The sequence below is a fragment of the Shewanella sp. SM73 genome, assembly GCF_025653795.1.
Taxonomy (GTDB): Bacteria; Pseudomonadota; Gammaproteobacteria; order Enterobacterales; family Shewanellaceae; genus Shewanella; species Shewanella oncorhynchi.
In genome coordinates this window covers 147,052-169,680 of sequence record NZ_JAKKRY010000001.1, presented here as the reverse complement: position 1 = coordinate 169,680, position 22,629 = coordinate 147,052, and the positions used below count along the sequence as shown (strand labels likewise).

Annotated in this window: 20 protein-coding genes; 5 read left to right on the top strand and 15 right to left on the bottom strand. The window is 46.2% G+C overall.

The window, feature by feature from the left end; genetic code table 11:
* Nucleotides 1–120: 120 nt before the first annotated feature.
* From L5M51_RS00765 to asnB, 3 genes are all read left to right on the top strand, one after another.
* Nucleotides 121–867, top strand: coding sequence for an HAD-IIA family hydrolase (locus L5M51_RS00765; protein WP_028760358.1), 747 nt, complete (start codon nt 121–123; stop codon nt 865–867).
* A 232-nt stretch (nt 868–1,099) separates the two neighbouring features.
* A complete protein-coding gene (locus tag L5M51_RS00760) occupies nt 1,100–2,776 on the top strand; it encodes a M28 family metallopeptidase (protein WP_263171133.1) in 1,677 nt (558 codons plus the stop codon).
* A 584-nt stretch (nt 2,777–3,360) separates the two neighbouring features.
* The gene (gene asnB / locus L5M51_RS00755; RefSeq protein WP_263144563.1) at nt 3,361–5,025 is read left to right on the top strand and encodes an asparagine synthase B; all 1,665 of its coding nucleotides are present in this window, start codon (nt 3,361–3,363) and stop codon (nt 5,023–5,025) included.
* A gap of 170 nt (nt 5,026–5,195) precedes the next feature.
* Here the strand turns inward: asnB and L5M51_RS00750 are convergent, their stop codons facing one another.
* The 3 genes from L5M51_RS00750 to L5M51_RS00740 all read right to left on the bottom strand — a co-directional run bounded on the left by L5M51_RS00750 (nt 5,196) and on the right by L5M51_RS00740 (nt 11,010).
* On the bottom strand, nt 5,196–6,335 hold the full coding sequence (locus L5M51_RS00750; protein WP_198572251.1) for a patatin family protein: 1,140 nt from the start codon (nt 6,333–6,335) through the stop codon (nt 5,196–5,198).
* A gap of 243 nt (nt 6,336–6,578) precedes the next feature.
* Nucleotides 6,579–8,825 (bottom strand): TonB-dependent siderophore receptor, encoded by a 2,247-nt coding sequence (locus L5M51_RS00745; protein ID WP_263171557.1) that lies wholly within the window; start codon nt 8,823–8,825, stop codon nt 6,579–6,581.
* A 394-nt stretch (nt 8,826–9,219) separates the two neighbouring features.
* The gene (locus L5M51_RS00740) at nt 9,220–11,010 is read right to left on the bottom strand and encodes an acyl-CoA dehydrogenase C-terminal domain-containing protein (protein WP_263171555.1); all 1,791 of its coding nucleotides are present in this window, start codon (nt 11,008–11,010) and stop codon (nt 9,220–9,222) included.
* 246 nt (nt 11,011–11,256) lie between these two features.
* Between L5M51_RS00740 and L5M51_RS00735 the strand changes: the two genes are divergently transcribed.
* Nucleotides 11,257–12,105, top strand: coding sequence for a D-hexose-6-phosphate mutarotase (locus tag L5M51_RS00735; protein ID WP_263171130.1), 849 nt, complete (start codon nt 11,257–11,259; stop codon nt 12,103–12,105).
* 182 nt (nt 12,106–12,287) lie between these two features.
* Here L5M51_RS00735 and L5M51_RS00730 read toward each other — a convergent pair whose 3' ends face one another.
* The 11 genes from L5M51_RS00730 to yceD all read right to left on the bottom strand — a co-directional run bounded on the left by L5M51_RS00730 (nt 12,288) and on the right by yceD (nt 20,872).
* A complete protein-coding gene (locus tag L5M51_RS00730) occupies nt 12,288–13,163 on the bottom strand; it encodes an NAD(P)-dependent oxidoreductase (RefSeq protein WP_263171128.1) in 876 nt (291 codons plus the stop codon).
* 168 nt (nt 13,164–13,331) lie between these two features.
* Nucleotides 13,332–13,811: an acyl-CoA thioesterase gene (locus tag L5M51_RS00725; protein WP_105252855.1), complete on the bottom strand. Its 480-nt coding sequence runs from the start codon at nt 13,809–13,811 to the stop codon at nt 13,332–13,334.
* A gap of 117 nt (nt 13,812–13,928) precedes the next feature.
* Nucleotides 13,929–14,297, bottom strand: coding sequence for a hypothetical protein (locus L5M51_RS00720; protein WP_168823881.1), 369 nt, complete (start codon nt 14,295–14,297; stop codon nt 13,929–13,931).
* A 232-nt stretch (nt 14,298–14,529) separates the two neighbouring features.
* Entirely contained in the window at nt 14,530–15,768 is a 1,239-nt protein-coding gene (gene fabF, locus L5M51_RS00715; RefSeq protein ID WP_107947104.1) for a beta-ketoacyl-ACP synthase II, read from the bottom strand.
* A 236-nt stretch (nt 15,769–16,004) separates the two neighbouring features.
* Nucleotides 16,005–16,238, bottom strand: coding sequence for an acyl carrier protein (gene acpP, locus L5M51_RS00710; protein ID WP_006081231.1), 234 nt, complete (start codon nt 16,236–16,238; stop codon nt 16,005–16,007).
* 164 nt (nt 16,239–16,402) lie between these two features.
* The gene (fabG, locus tag L5M51_RS00705; RefSeq protein ID WP_263138219.1) at nt 16,403–17,149 is read right to left on the bottom strand and encodes a 3-oxoacyl-ACP reductase FabG; all 747 of its coding nucleotides are present in this window, start codon (nt 17,147–17,149) and stop codon (nt 16,403–16,405) included.
* Between the two features lie 9 nt (nt 17,150–17,158).
* Complete coding sequence (gene fabD / locus L5M51_RS00700; protein ID WP_028760368.1) at nt 17,159–18,085, bottom strand: ACP S-malonyltransferase; 927 nt, start codon at nt 18,083–18,085, stop codon at nt 17,159–17,161.
* A 62-nt stretch (nt 18,086–18,147) separates the two neighbouring features.
* Entirely contained in the window at nt 18,148–19,107 is a 960-nt protein-coding gene (locus L5M51_RS00695; protein ID WP_028760369.1) for a beta-ketoacyl-ACP synthase III, read from the bottom strand.
* 9 nt (nt 19,108–19,116) lie between these two features.
* Entirely contained in the window at nt 19,117–20,145 is a 1,029-nt protein-coding gene (gene plsX / locus L5M51_RS00690) for a phosphate acyltransferase PlsX (protein WP_028760370.1), read from the bottom strand.
* Nucleotides 20,146–20,160: 15 nt separating this feature from the next.
* Complete coding sequence (gene rpmF / locus L5M51_RS00685; RefSeq protein ID WP_006081226.1) at nt 20,161–20,331, bottom strand: 50S ribosomal protein L32; 171 nt, start codon at nt 20,329–20,331, stop codon at nt 20,161–20,163.
* Nucleotides 20,332–20,347: 16 nt separating this feature from the next.
* Complete coding sequence (gene yceD / locus L5M51_RS00680; protein ID WP_028760371.1) at nt 20,348–20,872, bottom strand: 23S rRNA accumulation protein YceD; 525 nt, start codon at nt 20,870–20,872, stop codon at nt 20,348–20,350.
* A 262-nt stretch (nt 20,873–21,134) separates the two neighbouring features.
* Here yceD and L5M51_RS00675 point away from each other — a divergent pair, with 262 nt between their 5' ends.
* Entirely contained in the window at nt 21,135–21,719 is a 585-nt protein-coding gene (locus tag L5M51_RS00675; protein ID WP_113938796.1) for a Maf family protein, read from the top strand.
* A gap of 172 nt (nt 21,720–21,891) precedes the next feature.
* Here the strand turns inward: L5M51_RS00675 and L5M51_RS00670 are convergent, their stop codons facing one another.
* Nucleotides 21,892–22,611, bottom strand: coding sequence for an HAD family hydrolase (locus L5M51_RS00670; protein ID WP_263171123.1), 720 nt, complete (start codon nt 22,609–22,611; stop codon nt 21,892–21,894).
* Nucleotides 22,612–22,629 lie beyond the last annotated feature (18 nt).

Sequence of the window (22,629 nt, the reverse complement as noted above, 5' to 3'; positions counted from 1 at the left end):
GACCTTCGGGTCTCTATTTTTTTAACTATTTTCAACAAAAGCATTGTTTTCTGAGGAAATGTGGCATTAGATAACTTAACGAAAAAGTGATTTTTGATCGGCATGACAAGAGACTATTAGATGAAAAATATTATCTGCGATATCGATGGTGTACTACTGCACGACAATAAACTGATCCCCGGCAGCGACAAATTTATCCAGCGCATTTTAGAGCAAGGCAATCCGTTAGTGATATTGACTAACTATCCCGTACAAACGGGTAAGGATCTTCAAAACCGTTTAAGTGCCGCCGGTATTGATATTCCTGAAGAATGCTTTTACACCTCTGCCATGGCCACCGCCGACTTTTTAAAACACCAAGAAGGCAGCAAGGCCTATGTCATTGGCGAAGGCGCCCTCACCCACGAACTCTACAAAGCAGGCTTTACCATTACCGATATTAACCCCGATTTTGTGATTGTCGGTGAAACCCGCTCCTACAACTGGGAGATGATCCATAAAGCGGCAGGCTTCATCGCACGCGGCGCGCGCTTTATTGCCACTAACCCCGATACTCACGGTCCAGCCTACAGCCCTGCTTGTGGTGCACTCTGCTCACCCATCGAACGTATTACCGGTAAGAAACCTTTCTACGTGGGCAAACCGAGTGCTTGGATTATTCGCTCTGCACTTAATCATATCGATGGGCACTCGGAAGACACTGTCATCATAGGCGACAATATGCGTACCGATATTTTGGCGGGCTTCCAAGCAGGGCTTGAAACCATTCTGGTCACCAGTGGCGTGAGTAAGCTTGAAGATATCGACAAAGAACCCTTCCGCCCGAACCATGTGTTTGCCTGCGCTGGCGATATAGACGTTGTTTAAACAGATGTCTAATCCTACGTCTAGCAATTCATCCTTCCCAGTCGTTTAAACATTACCCATGCAACACGCCAAGCCCAAAGGCGTATTGCATAGGGTAAAGCAACATTAAGTAACACATTCACCTGCCGCTCAGCCTTGTGGCTCACCGCGGCTTGCTTCATGATAAGTCTCGCTTCTGATTGATTAACATAAATCTAAAATACCTTAATTAAAACAACAGTAGGATTAACCTATGCGACGTCTGTATCCACTCTGTGCGCTGGCCATGCTCAGTGCCTGTAGTCCTAATGCACCAGAGCCTGATGGCAACAGCACTTTGGCTGAACTCAAACCAGTACAGTTTAATGAAGCGCGCTTTAGAAATGATATTAAAGCCCTGTCATCCGATGAATTTGAAGGCCGCGCGCCCACCACTCACGGTGAAAAACTCACCTTGGATTATTTGACCAAAGCCTTTACAGAGATGGGACTCAAGGGCGCATACAAAGGCAGCTTTTTACAACCAGTGCCTATGGTGAGCTATACAGCAGATGAAGCGCAGCAAGTTACGCTGGCAGGATTACCCTTTAAATACCGAAAAGATCTAGTGCTCAGCAGTCGCCACGATAACGGTGGTATTAGTATTGAGAACGCACCATTAGTCTTCGTCGGCTATGGGGTGAACGCCCCTGAATATGGTTGGAATGATTACCAAGATCTCGACATGAAAGGCAAAATCGCGGTGATCTTAGTGAACGATCCCGGCTTTGCTCGCCCTGACTCGGGTAAATTCAACGGCAAAGCCATGACCTATTACGGCCGTTGGAGCTACAAATTTGAAGAGGCCAGTCGACAAGGCGCACTCGGCGCACTGATTATCCATGATACCGAGCCAGCTTCTTACCCTTGGTCCGTGATAGAAAATAGTTGGACTGGACCACAGCAAGATCTGGTCCTCAGTAAAGCAGAACAAGATAGCCGTATCCAAGTCGAAGGCTGGCTTACATTGGACGCGGCTACACAACTGTTCGATAAAGCCGGTTTATCACTGCCTAATTTAATGGCGCGCGCCGCCGACAGCTCAATCAATTTATCCCTTGAACAAACGGCCAACATCGCCTTTAAAAATAAAGCCGAATACGCAAATAGCTACAATGTGGTCGCCACACTCCCCGGCAGCACACAAGCCGACGAGCAAATCTTGTTTACCGCCCATTGGGATCACATAGGTAAAGACGAGACGAAAACAGGCGATAAAATTTATAACGGCGCCATGGATAATGCCTCGGGCACTGCCGGCATTCTCGAAATCGCCAGACAATTAGCCGACAATGCCAAACAAGGCCATGGTTTAGCGCGCTCGGTCACCTTTATTGCCACCACAGGTGAAGAACAGGGCTTACTCGGTTCGCGCTATTACGCCGCCAATCCACTTTACCCTATCGACAAAACCGTGGCAGTGTTAAACCTCGACAGCACGAATATCTACGGTAAAACCAATGACTTTACCATCGTTGGCAAAGGTAAATCTGAGTTAGAAACCTACCTTATCGATGCGGCGAAACAACAAAACCGCATCGCCATGGGTGAGAAAAATTCCGCTTCGGGCGGTTTCTTCCGCTCAGATCATTTCAGCTTTGCCAAACTTGGCGTGCCAGCGGTATTTGCTGGCGGCGGTAGCAACCCCGTTGACGAAGCCACGGCTGCTTATAAAACCCAGATGCAAGCCACAATGAAGGGCTGTTATCACAATGTCTGCGATGAATATCGTGAAGATTGGGATTTAAGCGGCGCGCTGCAAGACTTGCAAATCTACTACCAAGTCACACGCACATTGGGCAACAGTAAAGATTGGCCGGGATACTATCAAGGCACAGAATTCAATAGCCTGCGCCCAGCCAAAACGACGCTTGTAACGGACGCAAAATAACAGGCTGAGTCAGTGGCTTCTTACGAGAGACAGCTTAGTTAGTCGTCTCTTACTTGGCGCCTGCTAGTCGCACCGGTGAAATAAAGCGCCTCCTCCGCCAGCCAAAGCGCCAAACAAGACCTACAAGCACGTGAACCATTCACGTGCTTTTTTGTTTTCAGCCCACAAAAAATGCCGTTATCGCGAAATATCCATCCTGCCACACAATTCTGAATAGTCTTATGCCATTGGTTGATGTCAAACTCGGCGCATTAATTGATTAAAAATAAAACACTTAAACGGGGCAACTCATTGTTTAAGGTCTTTTTTAGCGGTTTTTCTATCATCGATACTTTTTTAAAACACATTGTGAATTCCCCAAAACCCCTCATGCCAAATCAGATAATAAAAACAAATCATCAAAAATAATGCAAATTAAATGAATTATTCTCAAATAAAATTATTAAACATAAACATCTAAATCAACAAAAACACCAATAAACAGATAAAACGTCAAAAATAGTGTTTGGCAAATACCTAAATTGCTGGCACATTAAACCTCAATTGAGACATCCTCAAATGACAGACAGTGTGGGAGTTGTACTATGTGTTCAATCTTTTCGATTTTAGATATCCAATCTGATGCCAAAGAACTGCGCCAAGTCGCGCTAGAAATGTCTAAGCTAATGCGCCACCGTGGCCCTGACTGGTCAGGTATTTATGCCAGTGATAAGGCAATTCTTGCCCACGAACGTTTAGCGATTGTTGACATTGAACACGGTGCTCAGCCGCTGCTGACTGAAGATGGCAGTTTGATCCTTGCGGTCAACGGCGAAATCTATAACCACAAAGAATTGAAAGCCCAGCTAGGCGATAAGTACAGCTATCAAACCAACTCTGACTGCGAAGTAATCTTGGCGCTGTATCAAGAATACGGCACTGAATTTCTTGATAAATTAAACGGTATCTTCGCCTTTGTGTTATATGACAAAGCCCAAGACAGATACCTTATCGGCCGCGATCACATGGGTATCATCCCGCTATACACAGGTCGTGACGCTGCGGGTAACTTCTATGTTGCCTCCGAAATGAAAGCCTTGATGCCAGTGTGTAAAACGGTAGAAGAATTCTTACCGGGCCAGTATCTGTATTCAAAAGATGGTGAAGCCGTTAAATACTATAGCCGCGATTGGCAAAGCTATGATGCGGTTAAAGATAACCCAGCCAGCCAAGAAGAATTACGTGATGCATTAGAAGCAGCGGTCAAACGCCAATTAATGTCAGACGTGCCCTATGGTGTGTTGCTATCAGGTGGCTTAGATTCATCGATCATTTCTGCCGTGACGCAAACCTTTGCTAAACGCCGCATTGAAGACGATGGCGAAACCAACGCTTGGTGGCCACAGTTGCATTCCTTTGCCGTCGGCCTTGAAGGTGCGCCAGATTTAATCGCCGCCAAAAAGGTCGCCGAAGCGATTGGTACGATTCACCATGAGATCCATTTCACCTTCCAAGAAGGCTTAGATGCGATTAAAGAAGTGATCTATCACTTAGAAACCTACGATGTCACCACCATACGTGCTGCCACGCCAATGTATTTAATGGCACGTAAAATCAAAGCGATGGGCATTAAGATGGTGTTATCGGGTGAAGGTGCTGACGAGCTATTTGGCGGCTATTTATACTTCCATAAAGCGCCAAACGCACAGGCATTCCACGAGGAGTTAGTCCGCAAACTCGATAAGCTGCATCTGTTCGATTGTCTGCGAGCCAACAAAGCCATGGCCGCTTGGGGATTAGAAGCTCGCGTGCCCTTCCTCGATAAAGAGTTTATGGATGTGGCGATGCGCATCAACCCTGAAGCGAAAATGTCTAAGGATGGCCGTATTGAGAAACATATTCTGCGTAAAGCCTTTGAGCACAAATTGCCAAAAGAAGTAGCGTGGCGTCAGAAGGAACAATTCAGTGACGGCGTTGGCTACTCTTGGATTGACGGTTTGAAAGAACAAGCTGCAGCGCGTGTGGATGATTTACAATTGGCGAACGCGAAATTCCGTTTCCCATACAACACGCCAGAAACCAAAGAAGCTTATTTCTATCGCTGCTTCTTTGAGGAACATTATCCACTGAGCGGCGCTGCAGAAACGGTTCCAGGCGGTAAATCCGTCGCCTGTTCAACGCCAGAAGCATTGGCTTGGGACGAAAGCTTACGCGGCATTATCGACCCATCAGGCCGAGCAGTACGCTCTGTACACACCTCAAGTTATTAATAGCCTAACGTTGAAGGACTAAGTTCATAAATTAGGTTAATGAGCTAGATTGATGAACTGGTTAATACAGCCAACCACAAGCGCCACCCTAGGGTGGCGCTTGTATTTTGATGCTTTTTACTTTTATTGCTTACTCACGTACAAAATGGTGACTTAGCTAAAATACCAAACTAGGCCGACAGCGCACTGAATGGCTGGATTTGAGCCTGAGTATGAGCGTTAGTATGAATTTGAGTCTTGTCGTTGATTTGCACTTGAGTTTGAAAATGAACATTCATCTGCGTCAACGCCATCGGATCTAAGCTTAAAAACTGCTTTCCGGCACTCAGCCCCGCATGATAATCATGGCGTAAATCCGCATCGGTACTGCCCAGCAATTTACTTTGCAAATTTTCAGCAGCAAAAATCTGCACTATCTCCACATCCTCTGGCGGATTAGCGATGAAATCCAATTCATCCTGATAGGCTTGTTCGTGCTGCACTAAGTAATCTATGGTTTTCGGACAAAAGCCAGAAACACAAATCCAAGATTTTAATTTGTGAACCCAAGCCGATTGCGCCTGAAAATCCTCGCTCACAGTACGGATCACCACAATTTTGCGGGCACCACGACGATAGGCCTCACGCACAGGTAAAGGCGCAGCTAAACCGCCGTCGAGATAAAAATCACTATCAATACCTTCGCTTAATGCAGTGCCATGATCAGAGGCGCTGTTATCAGAAGCGTTATGATTAGCCGCGCCGTTATTAGAAGCCTTGTCGCTATTACAGGCGCGGTCACTCAGCCAAGGCGTGAGTTTCACCCCTTGTTTATACAAAAATGGTAATGCGCTAGAAGCTTTTAGCAATTCGCGCCACTGGCTTTTACTGCTTGGACTTAAAAAATAACCTTTGCGATCACTGGCATTCGTAGTTGTGATCAGTAACTGCCGATGACCGAGTGAGGCTGCCGCCGCGTTAAGATCTAATTTAAACATCCCTTGTCGAGTCTGCTCAAAATACCAATCTAAATCGACTACATTGCCGCCGACTAACCCGCGACCAAGTCGATAGAAACGTTTATGGCGCGATAAACCGCGGATTAAGCGTTTGGCATACCCCTTTTGGCGGGCCAAAAAACTGCTGAGATTCTGTGAGCCTGCTGAGGTACCGATAAACAAATCAAAGGGATCGAATCCGCCATCAAGCCAAGCATCGAGCACGCCTGCGGTGAATATACCGCGCTGACCACCACCTTCTGCAATCAGGGCCACCTGTGGGCTAGCGTTAGATTGAGGGTCTTTGGAGGCTAAGTGGCTGACGGCGTGCATAGGAAAACCTTATCGAATAATTCATATAAGGCGAGTCTAAACAAGCTGAATCAGAAATGATAACGGATAGAAACTATCATCTTAATAGATAAAAACTATTAAGATGATAAGTCACACAAGGTTAATCCATGCTCAAGGCACGAATACAGACAGAGAGCTACGGCGGTTATTCGCGCAAGATTAACCCATTCGCTCCAGCTTGCTCATCATCCTTAACGAACAAGCTATTTTTACATCAATGCATTAAAACTTATGACTCAGTTCAAGCGTGATATTACGCGGCTCACCGGGGAAATGGCCATTACGCTCGCTAAAACCACTGACGGCATATTCTTTATCGAAGATATTTTTAAGATTTAAGCGAACTTGAGTTTGATCCCACTGGGTCGTCCAGCTCATGTCAAAAATCGTATGGGGCTTCACCGTTTGGCCATCGAGGCTGAACTGTTCACCCACGTAATCCATGCCAAAGGCAATCGCCGAATCGAGTGCATTAATATCGTAACGGGTCCATATCCCTGCTTGATGGCGTGGCGCATTGGCAAAGTGCTTACTATCAAACGTATTGGTTAAACTGTCGTTCGTTACCCCTTTAACCACTTCGGTCTCGTTATAGGCATAGTTTGCCGTGACGGTCAGGTTATCGGTTAAATCCCCCACCAGCGTCCATTCAAGGCCTTGACTGTGTACTTCACCCAAATTAAGTAAAGCGGGAATACCATCGTCATCGCCAGTATCTAAAGGGTTAGCTTGGGCGACATTTTGTTTTTCAATACGATACACAGCAAGCGTGGTCATAAACTGGCCATCAAGCCATTCATTTTTCATCCCAAGTTCAATTTGATTGCCCGTTTCTGGATCGAGGAAACCGTCACCAATATCTTCAGCTTGATTGGTTAAAGATGCTGGATTGAAGCTCTCTGAGTAATTCAAATAAAAGGACATTGAATCGATTGGACGATAATTAAGCCCTGCTCTTGGCGTTATCGCGTTATCGCTGAAAGAGAACCCGGTATTTTTATCATAATCATCAAACTGGCTAAAACGCAAACCAGCAATCAATGACCACTGTTCATTAAAGTGCAGATGTTCCTGTACATAAATGCCGTAACGGTTAGCGCGGGTACCATCGGTATTTTTATCCTTCAAGTTGTAACTATTAGGGTTGGTTTCACCATAGTTAAGGTCAAAAATATTCAGGTTACCAACACCATCTTTATCAGTCGCCAATTTGTACTGATATTCGGTTTCGACATAGTGATAGTCGCCGCCGAACAGGAATTCATGTTCAAAACCTAAAGCATCGAATGCATAGACAAAATCATTGGTTAAACTGATTTCATCATTAGCCCGTACTTGAACTCGGTATTCACGCTTAATGGTGCCATCACCCATAATGGGCTTTTTATTGGCATCTAAGGTCGCCCAACCTCTCGATTCATGATATTGCTGCGTGGAATCATTATTCAGATAACGGATCTGAGTCTTGACCGAGAAATTATCGGTAAATTGATGATCGAGAATCGATTGCAGCACCAGTGCATCCATCTTCTGGAAGTCACTCTTCTCATTGGCATTATAGGATGGCGCAACCAGGAAGTTACCGTCATTATCGACAGGAACGCCGCGCAGTCGATTGCCACCTAAATCCTGCTTAATAATATCGAAAGTGGTAGTGAGCTTAGTATCATCACTGATTTCGTAGAGTAACCCACCCGCCACTTCGGCATTTTGGCTATCGGCATTATTTCGAAAGCTATCTTCCTGCTGATAATAGGCGCCAAAGCGATAGGCAAGATTTTGGGTTAAGCCACCGGTGAAATCCAGCGAGCCGCCCATCATATCCTCGCTGCCCGTACTTAAGGTCAGCTCTTTACTCTCGACAAAGGTTGGTTTTTTAGTGACATAGTTGATCATGCCGCCGGGTTCACCGCCGCCATAAAGTGCGGATGCAGGGCCTTTTAACACTTCAACCCGCTGCACATTAAACAGTTGCGGCACAGAAAATCCCGAATAGGGATCGCCCCTTACCCCATCATAAAAGACGTTGGCATCGTCACGGAAACCGCGAAAGGTCACGCCAGAATAACTGAACTCACTTACGCCAGCGATTGAGCGGTATAAATCGGTAATATTGCGCGCTGCTTGGTCAACGATTAACTGCTCGGTCAGCACTTGCACCGACTGCGGCAATTCCATCACATTAATCGCCGTCTTAGTGCCAACCGTTGTTTCTTTATCGACGTACATTTGCATCGCGCGGCCATGAACGGCAATTCGCTCAGGTGCAGCCAATTTAACTTGCTCATAGGCTGCAGGCTCAGTCGATGCAGGACTTGCAACGGGTGAGCTTGTAGACAAGGTCTGCTGTGGAGCCTCTTTATCGAGTACGGTTTCAGCGGCAAATGCCGACTGATGTTGAGCGAGTGCAAGTGCGATTAATGAGTAGGCGAAACGAGTCTTCACAGAATGTCCCCAGCGCGAGCGCATAAAAATGGCATAAACCAAAGGGTTTACAAATGTATTCAAACGAATTGGCCGTCATTATAAAGAATGATTTGCGAATAACAATAATTATCATTTGAATTTACACAATTGTGAAACGCGTTTAATAAATCATCGACATCAACCCACATAATCCTTTTGATGTTTGGTTATGACTCAAACAAAGAGAGCGCCAGTAACACAAACCTTCGATGGAAGTTTTAATGTGGAATGAGACAGAGACTCACAGCATCAAGCTGATTACTTGTGTACAACCTAAGAAAACAATAAGTTAAAGATTTAAACGATATAAAAATAAAAACCAGCGACAAGACGCTGGTTTTGACTGTTGTTGAGCTGCTTTTAAGCAAGGGCTTAACTCAGCCTATAAGGTGAATGCTTAAAAGATAGCTTCATCCAATTGAGTTAGCATTTCACTCGCCTGCTCAATTTGCTTACGCAGACTGCGACCTTGCACCGCCCAGTAAGCCATGTAGAAATCGGCAGTTTTCAATTTAGCTTGGTAAAATGCGGTTTCTTCGGTGCCCTGCTCCAACGCCGCTAATGCCACCGCGGCACTTCTGGCCCACATCCATGCCAGTGCAGTCACCCCAAATAACTCCAGATAAGCCATAGAGGCTGCGCCGATAATGTCAGGATTGGTCGCAGCTTGTGCAGCTAAATAACCACTAGCCTTTTGCAAATCACCCGCACAATCCATTAAACCACTCACGTAAGGTTGCATCGCCGCATTCGTGCTATGTGACTTAATAAACTCTGTCACTAACGCCGACCATTGCTGCATCGCCGCGCCGCGGTCGCTAAGTAACTTACGCCCCACTAAATCCAGCGCCTGAATGCCGTTAGTGCCTTCATAAATCAGCGCAATACGGCTATCACGCACAAATTGCTCCATGCCCCACTCATGGATATAACCATGTCCACCAAACACTTGCTGCGCATCGACACAGGCATTAAAACCACGGTTAGTGATAAAACCTTTCACAACGGGCGTGAACAGGGCCGCTAACTGGGATGCCGCTTTCGCTTTGGCGGGATCGGTATGGCGCTCAGCTTCATCGAGCCACAAAGCTTGTTGTCCAACTAAGGCTCTTGCGCCTTCATTAAAGGCTTTTTGCGACAGCAACATACGGCGCACATCGCCGTGAACCAAAATCGGATCGGCGGCTTTTTCGGGTGCTTTGGCACCGCTTAAGGCGCGGCTCTGTAATCTATCTTTGGCATAGGCCAGCGCATTTTGATAGGCAATCTCAGAGACGCCCAGCCCTTGCACGCCCACACCTAAACGCGCTTGGTTCATCATAGTAAACATGGCTCGCAGTCCTTGGTGTGGCTCGCCGACAAGCTCACCCAATGCACCTTCAAATACCATTACACAAGTTGAGTTACCGTGAATGCCCATCTTATGTTCAAGGCCACTGGCATATAAAGTGTTCGGTGCGCCTAAACTACCATCGTTATTCACTAATACTTTAGGCACTGCGAACAAAGATATGCCCTTCACGCCTTCAGGCGCATCCGGCAAACGAGCTAATACGAGGTGCACTATGTTGTCGGTGAGTTGATGATCGCCTGAGGAGATAAAAATCTTCTCGCCAGTAATGGCAAAAACGCCTTCGGATACTGGCACGGCTTTGGTGCGTAATAAGGCTAAGTCAGTACCGGCGTGGGACTCAGTCAAGTTCATGGTTCCCGTCCATTCACCGCTGACTAATTTGCTTAAATATTTTTGCTTGAGCGCATCACTGCCGTGGGCATGGATGGCGGCATAGGCGCCATGGGTCAAACCGGGATACATGGCAAAGGCCATATTGGTTGCCGTTTGTATCTCAGTGGCAAAAATCCCCACCACTTCGGGTAAGCCTTGGCCGCCATATTCAGGATCGCAGGTCAGCGTCGGCCAGCCATTATCAACAAACTGCCGATAGGCATTATCAAATCCTTCCGGTGTAATCACCTTACCATCGACCAACTTACAGCCTTGCAGATCGCCGACACTATTGAGCGGTAACATCACTTCAGTACTAAAGTCGGCCATACCTTGCAGGATCGCATCGACAAGATCTGGATCGATTTCATCGAACCCCTTGAGTGCATCTTGCTGATAAATATGTAACATTTCATCGAGGATAAATTGATAGTCGCGCAGCGGCGCTTGATAGACTGGCATAATCGCTTCCCTTTTCTTGTTAGACTGCAACTCAACTAAGTGATCTGACCACTTTGGTGCTCTGACCACTTTAGCTAAATCTGCCGAAAAAGAAAGCACCTCAGTATCCGCCACAGACTTTTGTTTACACAAACGAACAGCGAAACCGTAAATTGATCGCAACAAAGCCTTATGTTATCGCGGAAAACTTTGTAAGCTAACTGCCTGTTTTTCTGATATGTCAGCAGAGTTAAGGATATTGTTACTATGGGTTCTGTCACTACTAAAAAGCACGCCAACGGGCTCGATTATGTCGAAGTGAATACGGCGTTATGTCAGGCAAGAATTTTTTTGCAGGGCGCGCAAATAGACTATTTTCAACCCGTAGGCAAACCACCTTTGCTGTGGGTTTCATCGGCTGACGATTATCAACCCGGTAATGGGATCCGTGGTGGTGTACCCGTATGCTGGCCTTGGTTTGGCATGAGTAGTGAAGCGAACTTTCCCCAACACGGTTTCGCCCGTACCCGTATTTGGGCGCTGGAATCGGTAGAAATGCGTAATCAGTTAGTGGATTTACGTTTTAGCTTAAAAGTCAGTGAGCAAGATAAAATCTATTGGCCGCATAACACTGAGGTCTGCGTGTTATTTACCCTAGGCGACACCCTGAGCATTAGCCTTGTGAATACCAACTTAGGCGATGAAACAGTCACGCTTACCCAAGCCCTGCACAGCTATTTCCCGATTGAGGATATCCACCAACTCAAAGCCAGCGGTTTTAGTGGGTCAAAATACATCGAATTTACACAAGGGCCTTATCCGCAAACCACGGATGAAGTGCTGTTTGATCGCGAGACAGATCGTGTCTATACCGATCTCGGCCCAGTGCAGTTATTGCATACGCCGCAGGGCACAATCGAAGTCAGCAGTGAAAACAGCCAATCCGCCGTATTATGGAACCCATGGATTGAAAAGTCACAACGCCTGGGCCGATTTAATCCGGAGGATTATCTGACCATGGTCTGCCTAGAAGCGGCCAATGTATTAGAAGATAAAGTCGTGCTTGCACCAGGTGAAACCCACAGTTTAGTGACCCATATTCGCTGGAAAGACTAACGATTAAATATCCTAGCTCTTAATGTCCTAGTCAAAAAACGATACACACAAAAATGCCCAGTCCTATTTGCCAACGCAATCGAGACTGGGCATTTTTATCATTGCAAAACCTATCACTGCGAAACCAGAGTTTTATCACTACGAAACCTAAGTTTTTATAACGATAAAACTTAAGGTAAAGCTTATTTCGCCGTTTTTTCTAAGCGCGCCAACAAGCTAGACGTATCCCAACGGTTACCGCCCATGCCCTGCACTTCTGAATAGAATTGATCCACCAAAGCGGTCAATGGCAAGTGTGAACCATTGCGGCGGGCTTCTTCTAAGGCGATGCCTAAGTCTTTACGCATCCAATCGACGGCAAAACCAAAATCATAGCTTTGGCCCCACATAGTCTTGTAGCGATTTTCCATCTGCCAGCTTTGCGCCGCGCCTTTGCTAATCACTTCAATGACTTTCTCGCCATCGAGTCCCGCTTTACGGGCAAATTGCAGCGCTTCTGCCAAACCTTGCACCACACCCGCGATACAAATTTGGTTCACCATCTTAGTTAACTGACCTGCACCAACCTCACCTAAACGTTCGGCGCAGCGGGCAAAGGCTTCAATCACGGGTTTAACACGCTCAAATACCGCTTCATCGCCGCCGACCATCACAGTCAAGGCGCCATTTTCAGCGCCCGCTTGACCGCCAGACACGGGCGCATCGAGGAAATCAATGCCCTTTTCCGCTAACACTTGATGAAGCTCACGAGCGACATCGGCCGAAGCCGTAGTATGGTCAACCAGCACAGTGCCCTTTTCCATACCGTGAATAGCGCCATCATGCCCTAATACCACTTCACGCAGATCGTTATCATTGCCCACGCAAGTAAACACTATATCTTGACCCTCTGCCGCTTCCTTTGGTGTTGGACAGCAGCGACCACCATAGGTGTCGACCCAAGTTTGCGCCTTGGTAAAAGTACGATTATAAACAGTGACCTCATGGCCTTTGTTCAGTAAATGCCTCGCCATGGGATATCCCATTACGCCTAAACCAATAAATGCGACTTTTGCCATGAGCTGATCCTTAAATAGATAAACAAAGTGAATCGATTCAAAATAGTGGCCGCAGTTTAACATTCATCAACGGTAACGTCAGAGTGAAATCGAAGCGAGTGATAAACGCACTTTTCGCTAGAAACAACAAAGGCGCCTTAAGCGCCTTTGTTGTTTTAATTTATGGGGCTATTTCACCACATGGGCTTCCATTTCGGCGCCAATCTTTTTACGCATTTCCATCAAACGCAGTGCAGAATCACGCAAATGAATATCATGTTCCGTCTGTGGTATCCACTCAGGCACAGGCGTAGGTAGGCCATCTTCATCAACTGCTACCATGATCACAATACAATGGGTGGTGAGATGACGCTCAGAAACTTTAGGATCGCCCGCTCGCACATCGATACCGATATGCATAGAAGTTTTACCCGTATAAATCACTTTTGCGCTGACTTCAACGATATTGCCCACCAAAATGGGTTGCACAAAACGAATACCGCCCGCATAAGCAGTAATACAATATTTACCGCTCCAGCCCGCTGCACAGGCATAGGCCGCGAGATCGATCCACTTCATCACAGCGCCGCCGTGAACTTTACCACCAAAATTCACATCCGCAGGCTCTGACAAAAATCTCAGGGTACTTTGTCTATCTATACCAGCCATATAACCTCAACTTATTCAGCCACTGTGGCTCAATGTTTCGTGCAATAAGCTGAGTTTACGATAGAAAGCGCCATTAGCGTAAAAATAATTACGATTGACCTCGTCAAAAAATTCGATTTAACCAAAGTGGCTAATAAGCACGCAGCAAAGCAATAAACTCGGCAACGCTAAACGATAAATCCATAGTTGAAGTTCACTACTGACGAAACGCGTACCCTTCGCAAAAGTGTAAACGCCTAAGCCAAACATAAAGAAACCCAGCACTTCGAGGCCAGAGGACATATTGCTGTCGCCACCGACATTAATCGCCGTCACCAATAAGGCAAACCAAACCACCACGTAAGCAGCGATTGCTAAGGTAAAAGTCTTGATCCCAATGTCCATGTTTGGATGCCACACTTTAAACTCACCACGGATCAATTCGGTCAGATTGGCAGTTAATGCGCCAATGAGGGGAACAAGCGGGATCACCGCGGGATTTAACATGACACACTCCATTAAGATTGAATATGTCTGTCATTATCTGTGGTCACTAGAATTAAACAAGCTTGATGAACAAATGTTAACATTATGGATATCATACAGTTAGAAAGTGACATCTATCACAATAAAGCCATAAGATAACGGAATTCAACTCACATGAGCAATGAATTTGACCCATAAAAAATGCGCCCTCAGGCGCATTTTTTCACTATTTTTTACACCACAAATACGTGTTTTACACTTTCTTGAACAGTAATGAACCGTTAGTCCCACCAAAACCGAAGGAATTACACAGAGCATAATCCATCTTCACGTCACGGGCTGTGTGGGCGACAAAGTCTAAGTCACAACCTTCATCTGGATTATCCAAGTTGATGGTTGGCGGTACGGCTTGGTCGCGCAGTGCTAGCAAAGTGAAAATCGCTTCAACCGCACCCGCAGCACCTAACAGGTGACCCGTCATCGATTTAGTCGAGCTAACCAGTACTTTATAAGCGTGGTCGCCAAATACTGACTTAACCGCTGCCGCTTCCGCTTTATCACCAGCTGGCGTCGAAGTACCGTGGGCATTGATATAACCAATTTGCTCCAGTGATAACTTAGCGTCATTAATGGCATTGACCATAGCAGCCGCAGCGCCTGCTCCGTCACTTGGAGGCGATGTCATATGGAACGCATCACCGCTCATACCAAAACCGACTAATTCGCCGTAAATGGTCGCACCGCGCGCTTTTGCGTGTTCGTACTCTTCCATCACCATCACACCAGCGCCATCACCGATCACAAAACCATCACGGTCTTTATCCCATGGACGGCTCGCCGCAGTCGGATCGTCATTGCGTGTCGATAACGCTTTCGCTGCACCAAAACCTGCCACGCCTAAAGGAGAAGTGACATCCTCAGCACCGCCTGCAACCATCACGTCTGCATCGCCATAGGCAATGGTACGCGCCGCGAAACCGATATTATGCACGCCCGTAGTACAAGCGGTCGTCACGGCGAAATTTGGCCCTTTCATGCCAAACATGATCGACAAGTGGCCCGAAATCATATTGATGATGGTACTAGGTACGAAAAAAGGAGAAACCTTACGCGGGCCACCATTCATCAATGCGCTGTGACCTTGTTCAATCAACCACATACCGCCCATACCCGCACCAATAGCAGTACCGACACGACCAGGGTTTTCTTTACTCATGTCCAGACCTGAGTCTTGGATAGCTTGGATGCCAGCCGCCATACCGTATTGAATAAAGAGGTCCATCTTACGGGCGTCTTTTTTCGTTACGTATTGCTCAACATCGAAATTTTTTACTGAACCACTGAAACGAGTGGTAAATTCACTGGCATCAAATTTGGTTATCGGTGCAATACCACTCTTACCCGAAAGCAAAGCCTTCCAAGTAGTATCGACAGTATTGCCCACTGGAGTTACTAACCCCAAACCGGTTACCACTACACGACGTTTAGACACGGCAGTCACCTTTAAATGCTAATTTGTTAATTCAGATAGAGGACACAGGGTTTTCTATCATTAGACAATTTCTTAAATAATTTTTATTTAGAAAAATTCGCCAATCTGCGGCGAGCATCTCGTGGATAACAATTAAAACAGGATCCAGAGACGATTGAATGGCACGGAGGCAGAATTTGACGGGGGTAAAACAAAAACAGGCGGCAAAAATGCCGCCTGTCTTCAAGAATTCAGAATTACTGATTCTTAGAAACGTAGTCGATCGCTGCTTGAACAGTAGTGATCTTTTCAGCTTCTTCATCAGGGATCTCGGTATCAAACTCTTCTTCCAGAGCCATAACCAACTCAACAGTGTCCAGAGAATCTGCACCCAGATCGTCAACGAAAGATGCCGCTGGCTTAACGTCTTCTTCTTTAACGCCCAGTTGCTCTACAATGATTTTCTTTACACGTTCTTCGATGTTGCTCATTAGTTTTCTTTCCTATTCAAATTACGCACTTGCGTAAGATTGCGAGTAGTTTATTAGATTTGGCTGACAATGCAAGCTTAGTTTTCGTGGTCTAACCACGAAATTTCACTATCAATTGATACAGATCACTACTCAGTTGCGACAGAAATCCCTGCCATTCGCCCTTAAACCATGTACATGCCGCCATTCACATGCAAAGTTTCGCCTGTGATGTAAGCGGCTGAGTCCGAGGCCAAAAAGAGCACTGCATTGGCAATTTCTTGCGCTTGCCCTAATCGTTCCATCGGAACCTGTGACATGATAGCTTTTTGCTGCTCTTCGGTCAGCTCATCTGTCATATCGGTCTGGATAAATCCAGGAGCGATAGCATTAACTGTAATTTGACGAGATGCAACCTCTCTTGCAAGAGATTTTGTAAATCCAATCAAACCCGCCTTTGCTGCCGAGTAGTTAACTTGACCTGCATTGCCCATGGTGCCTACCACTGAACCGATATTGATGATTCGGCCAAAGCGCTTTTTCATCATGGTACGCATCACAGGTTTTGATAGTCTAAATAACGATGTCAGGTTGGTGTCGATAATATCCTGCCATTCATCATCTTTCATCCGCATCAGCAGATTATCACGGGTTATACCCGCGTTGTTGACTAGAATATCAACATCACCCGCTTTTTCTTTGATCGAGGCGAATAAATCTGTAACAGATTCACTATCTGTGACATTAAGCACTAAACCAAAACCTTTGTCACCCAGATATTCTTGGATCGCCGCAGCGCCCTTCTCACTGGTTGCGGTTCCAATAACCACTGCACCCGCCTCGACCAGTGTCTCAGCGATCGCACGGCCAATACCGCGGCTCGCACCTGTCACCAAAGCCACTTTGCCTGTTAAATTCAGGTTGAAACTCATATAAACTCCTTACTCAGTTAATGCTGCTAATGAAGCAACATCATTAACCGCTTGGGCTGATAGTGATTTATTAATTCGTTTTGCTAATCCTGTCAATACTTTACCAGGACCACATTCCACCAGTTGGGTAATGCCTTTTTGGGCCATTAGCTCAACAGTTTCGCTCCAGCGGACAGGACAATATAACTGACGCACTAACGCATCTTTAATGTCATCAGCAGAGGTGGGTGATGCCACATCAACGTTATTAATCACTGTAATTGTTGGGGTATTAAACTGTACATCGTTTAATGCCACGGCCAGTTTATCCGCCGCAGGTTTCATTAATGCGCAGTGTGATGGCACACTGACAGGTAAAGCCACCGCCATTTTAGCGCCCGCTGCTTTACAAGCTGCTGCAGCGCGCTCAACTGCGTCTTTTTGACCTGCAATGACCACTTGACCAGGACTGTTAAAGTTAACTGGACTCACCACGTCACCTTGAGCCGCTTCGGCGCAGGCATTAGCGATACTCTCGTTGTCCAAACCGATAATCGCATACATAGCACCCGTGCCAGCTGGAACCGCTTGCTGCATCAGTTGACCACGTAATTCCACCAACTTAATCGCGTCTTTAAAATCCATCACACCGGCGCAAACTAAAGCAGAATACTCGCCTAAGCTGTGACCCGCGAGTATAGCAGGCATAGGTTTGCCTGAAGCCACGTAGGTACGCCAAATAGCCACGCTCGCCGCTAATAGGGCTGGTTGAGTTTTATCGGTTTCATTTAAGCTTTCAACAGGACCTTGCTGAACCAATGCCCACAGATCATAACCTAAGACGTCACTCGCCTCAGCAAAGGTTTGTCCAACAACAGCATGAGATTCGGCAAGCTCGGCTAACATGCCTAGGGCTTGTGAACCTTGGCCCGGAAATACAAAAGCAACATTTTCCATATTCAAATTACCTATGGCTAACTTAATTTATTGAAAAATCATGTGGAACACACATGTAGAACTTAGAAACGAATGAGCGCACTGCCCCACGCAAATCCAGCACCAAAGGCCTCAAGCAGCAGTAGTTGTCCGCGCTGAATACGGCCATCACGTACGGCTTCATCCAATGCAATGGGCACAGACGCGGCAGAAGTATTACCGTGTTTAGCTAAGGTCAATACGACTTTATCAAGGCTCATATCGAGCTTTTTAGCGGTAGCATTGATAATTCGGAAGTTGGCTTGATGTGGCACTAACCAGTCAATTTCTGACTTATCGATATTGTTAATGCGTAACGTCTCAGTCACCACATGGGACAATTGAGTCACAGCCACTTTAAAGACATCGTTACCTTTCATGGTCATAAAACCGACCGCTTCAGAGGTTTCGCCTTTTCGTGGTGGGAAAGCACATTTCAATAAGTCACCTTGGCGACCGTCGGCATAAATGTGGGTCGAAATGATCCCTGGCGTTTCGGATGCGCCTATCACAACCGCGCCCGCACCATCACCAAATAAAATAATCGTTGAACGATCTTCTGGCTCACATAAGCGAGACAGTACATCGGCACCAATCACTAATACTTTTTTAGCCGCGCCCGTTTTTACAAATTGATCGGCAACAGATAAAGCATAAACAAAGCCTGAACACGCCGCTGCGATATCAAAAGCTGGAATGGTATGCACGCCAAGCATGGCTTGAATTTCACAAGCTGCAGCCGGAAAAGCATTGGGAGCACTGGTGGTGCCGCAAACGATCATGTCTAAATCTGATGCTTCTATGCCAGCCATTTCTAGCGCTTTTAATGCCGCTTGGTAGCCCATAGTTGAAACGGTTTCATCGAAAGCCGCAATGCGACGTTCTGATATACCTGTACGTTCAACAATCCATTGGTCAGTGGTTTCCACCATTTTTTCCAAATCTTGATTGCTACGCACCTGCACCGGTAGATAGCTACCAGTTCCGAGAATTTTTGTATGCATAAGGAGGGATCAGTTATTTATATCTAAAAGAATCGACTCCAAACGATCTTTTATCATTTCAGGGAGTCGACGTTGAGCTTCCGTTACTGCCAAACTAATTGCTTGTAAATAGGCAGTTTCATCCGCGTTTCCATGGCTTTTTACAACTATTCCGCGCAATCCTATCAGACTTGCACCGTTATAGTGGTCGGGGTTCATCTGACTAAGGACCGCCTGGATACGAGGGGCGATAAGTTTAGCCAGAAAACGAACGAATAAACCTTGGGTTAGTCCCCGTTTTAACTGATGTACTAATAACTTGGCAATACCTTCTGAGGTCTTGAGCGTGATGTTACCCACAAACCCATCACAAACAATCACATCCACATTACCAGAATAGATTTCATCCCCTTCGATAAAACCTGTGTAATTGATTTGTTCTGTGTGTTGCAGCAACTGCGCGGCTTGCTGAACTTGGTCATTACCTTTAATTTCTTCAACGCCCACATTGAGCAAGGCGACTTTTGGCCGAGATTTCTTATCTACCGCTTCGCACAGGACTGAGCCCATCACGGCAAATTGAAATAAGGTTTCCGAGTCACAGGAAATATTCGCACCCAAATCCAACAAATAAACTGGTTTTTGAGTCACCGCAGGTAAACAACTGACTAATGCAGGTCGATCAACACCAGGCAAGGTCTTCAGCAATACTTTCGCCATTGCCATCAGCGCCCCTGTGTTACCGGCACTTACACATGCTTGTGCGCGGTCGTCACGCACTAACTCAATAGCCAATCGCATGGAACTGTTTTTACGTGTACGCAAGGCATGCACAGGCCTATCGGACATACTAACGACTTCATCGGTATGAATGATTTCTATGCGCGAAAGTAAACTCGCTTCGGCTTGACGTAGATAGACATCAATTTCAGTCTTGTCACCGACTAAAATGATTTTAAGAAAAGAATGTAATTGTAGTGCCCGCAAGGCTGCAGGCACCGTGACGTGGGGGCCATGATCACCACCCATTGCATCTAACGCAAGCGTCAGATTCGTCATTAGGAAACCAACAAATTACTTGTTGATTACCTTTTTACCGCGATAGAAGCCATCTGCAGTCACATTGTGACGCATATGGATTTCACCGCTGGTAGCGTCTACAGACAGCTGAGCAGTGCTCAGTGCGTCATGTGAACGGCGCATTCCGCGCTTTGAACGTGATTTTTTGTTCTGTTGTACAGCCATTGGCCTGTCTCCTCGATTACTTGCTCTTCAGTTTTTCTAACACTGCAAACGGATTTGGACGCTCCTCTTGAGCGGGTTCTATCTCGCCTACAACCATGTCTTTAGATCCTGCACTGCAATCAATTTCTTGATGCATTGGGATTATCGGCATAGCGACTATCAATTCATCTTCGATCAATTGATGTAGACGCACTTCGCCAATTTCATTGCACTCAATTGGGTCATACGCATCCGGGAGCTCATCGATTTCTGCCTTAGTCCGACATGGACCAAAACAAAACTCGACCGTAACCTCAGTGGTAAATAGTGTCATGCAACGTTGACATATCAGAGTGAGCTCCGTCACAGCCTTCCCTTTCAGGTAGACTATCCCCTGTAAATCTACGCCACATTCAAGCGACACTGCCACATCGGAACAGTCGCCGGCACATAACTCAGTTAATCTTTTCAGTTGCACACCAGGAACAACGCCCTGATAAACTAGGCGACTCGAGGCGGCGCGAAATGGATCAATTGAAACCGGTATCTTTACTGTTTGCATAAGGCGCGCATATTATAGTTTGAAAACGCTAGAGTCAAAGAAAAAATACTAACTTAAGTCCCAGTTTGCGACTTAAGCCTTTCCCCTGCCCCAACATTGAAATTGACGGAAGCGAAATAGTACCCAAGCATGGGGCCGCATACAAGCGCAAGCCGCCTAAAATAGTCACATTCATTGAAAAGAAACCGTAAAAGACGAAACTCTTGTACTCTCCCGCATTGATTGGTCACAATATGAGTCACTCTTTTGCGGATATCCTATTATGCCAACCTCATTAATCTTAGCTTCGACCTCTGTATACCGACAATCTTTACTGCAAAAACTCGGTCTTCCCTTCGAATGCTGCAATCCTAATATTGACGAAACGGCGTATCTCGAGGAATCGGCCCATGCTTTAGTGCTGCGATTAGCCAAAGCAAAAGCCGTCGCGGGAGCAGAACAATTCCCCGATGGTCTGATTATTGGCTCCGATCAAGTTGCCGTCATTGATGGCAAGATTATCGGTAAACCCCATCATTTTAATAATGCCGTCGCGCAGCTCACTCAAGCCTCAGGCAAGGCCATCACCTTTTATACTGGTCTTGCACTCTATAATGCCAAAACTGGCGCTATGGCCGCCGAGGTTGAACCCTTTACGGTTCATTTTAGGCACCTTAGCCATGCGCAGATTGTGGCTTACATTGAAAAAGAAGAGCCTTATTATTGCGCGGGGAGTTTTAAGAGCGAAGGTTTAGGTATCGCGTTATTTACAGAGCTCGAAGGTCGCGATCCCAATACCTTAGTTGGCTTACCACTGATATTACTGACGGAAATGCTGTTAGCCCAAGGTGTAGACGTTCTCGCTTAAACGTTTGCCAAGGCTTTGCTCTATTTGCTCAGTTTATTGAATCGATGACGCGCATCAAAAATACCGAGCTACTGAGTCGTTTCATCGACGAGAAGATGAGACGTAAATAAAAGTGATAAGGAAGTCTCATGCGCAGCGGCATGTATTGCCGCTCCAGCATTAAATAGCAGTGTTAGAGGTATTGCAGTAATTGCTTTGGTGAATCTATCAAGGCGATAGGTTTTGCCCGCAGCAACTTTTCAGCACTGTGGGCGCCATAGGTCACGCCAACGCTATCAATCCCGGCATTGGCCGCCATGGTCAAATCCAGCAGAGAATCACCCACCATTAAGGCTCGGTTCGGGGCAATATTCAATTCTTTCAGCAAACTTGAGATCATTTCAGGATGGGGTTTGCTGTGCACTTCATCGGCGCAGCGTGATGCAACAAAGTATCGACCTAAGCCTGTTTGTTCAAAGACGCGGTCAAGTCCCGCACGGGCTTTACCAGTTGCGACGGCTAACTTATAGCCTTGGCTATGCAAGTCATCAATTAACGCTGGAGTTTGCACAAACAAGGGCGTTGGCGTGGTGTCTAAATGCAAATATTGTGCTTTAAACTCAGCGCGCATTTGCTGATATTGATCATTTTCGCCTTGGCTGAATGCATTATTAGAATGCTGCTGATGCTGAGAATATACAGAAGAAGCGCTGCAATTAAGCCCCTGTGGGTACAGGACTCGCAGCGCTTCTGTCATAGAAAGACCAATAATATCGCGAATGTCACTTTCAGTTGGGATAGGTAACTGCAATGCCTTAGCCATATTTTCAATACAAGTGATAATTTTACCGATGGAATCCATCAGAGTGCCATCCCAATCGAAAATTACTAAATCGTATTGCTTTATCTTCATCCTTGAAACCTATCCCCG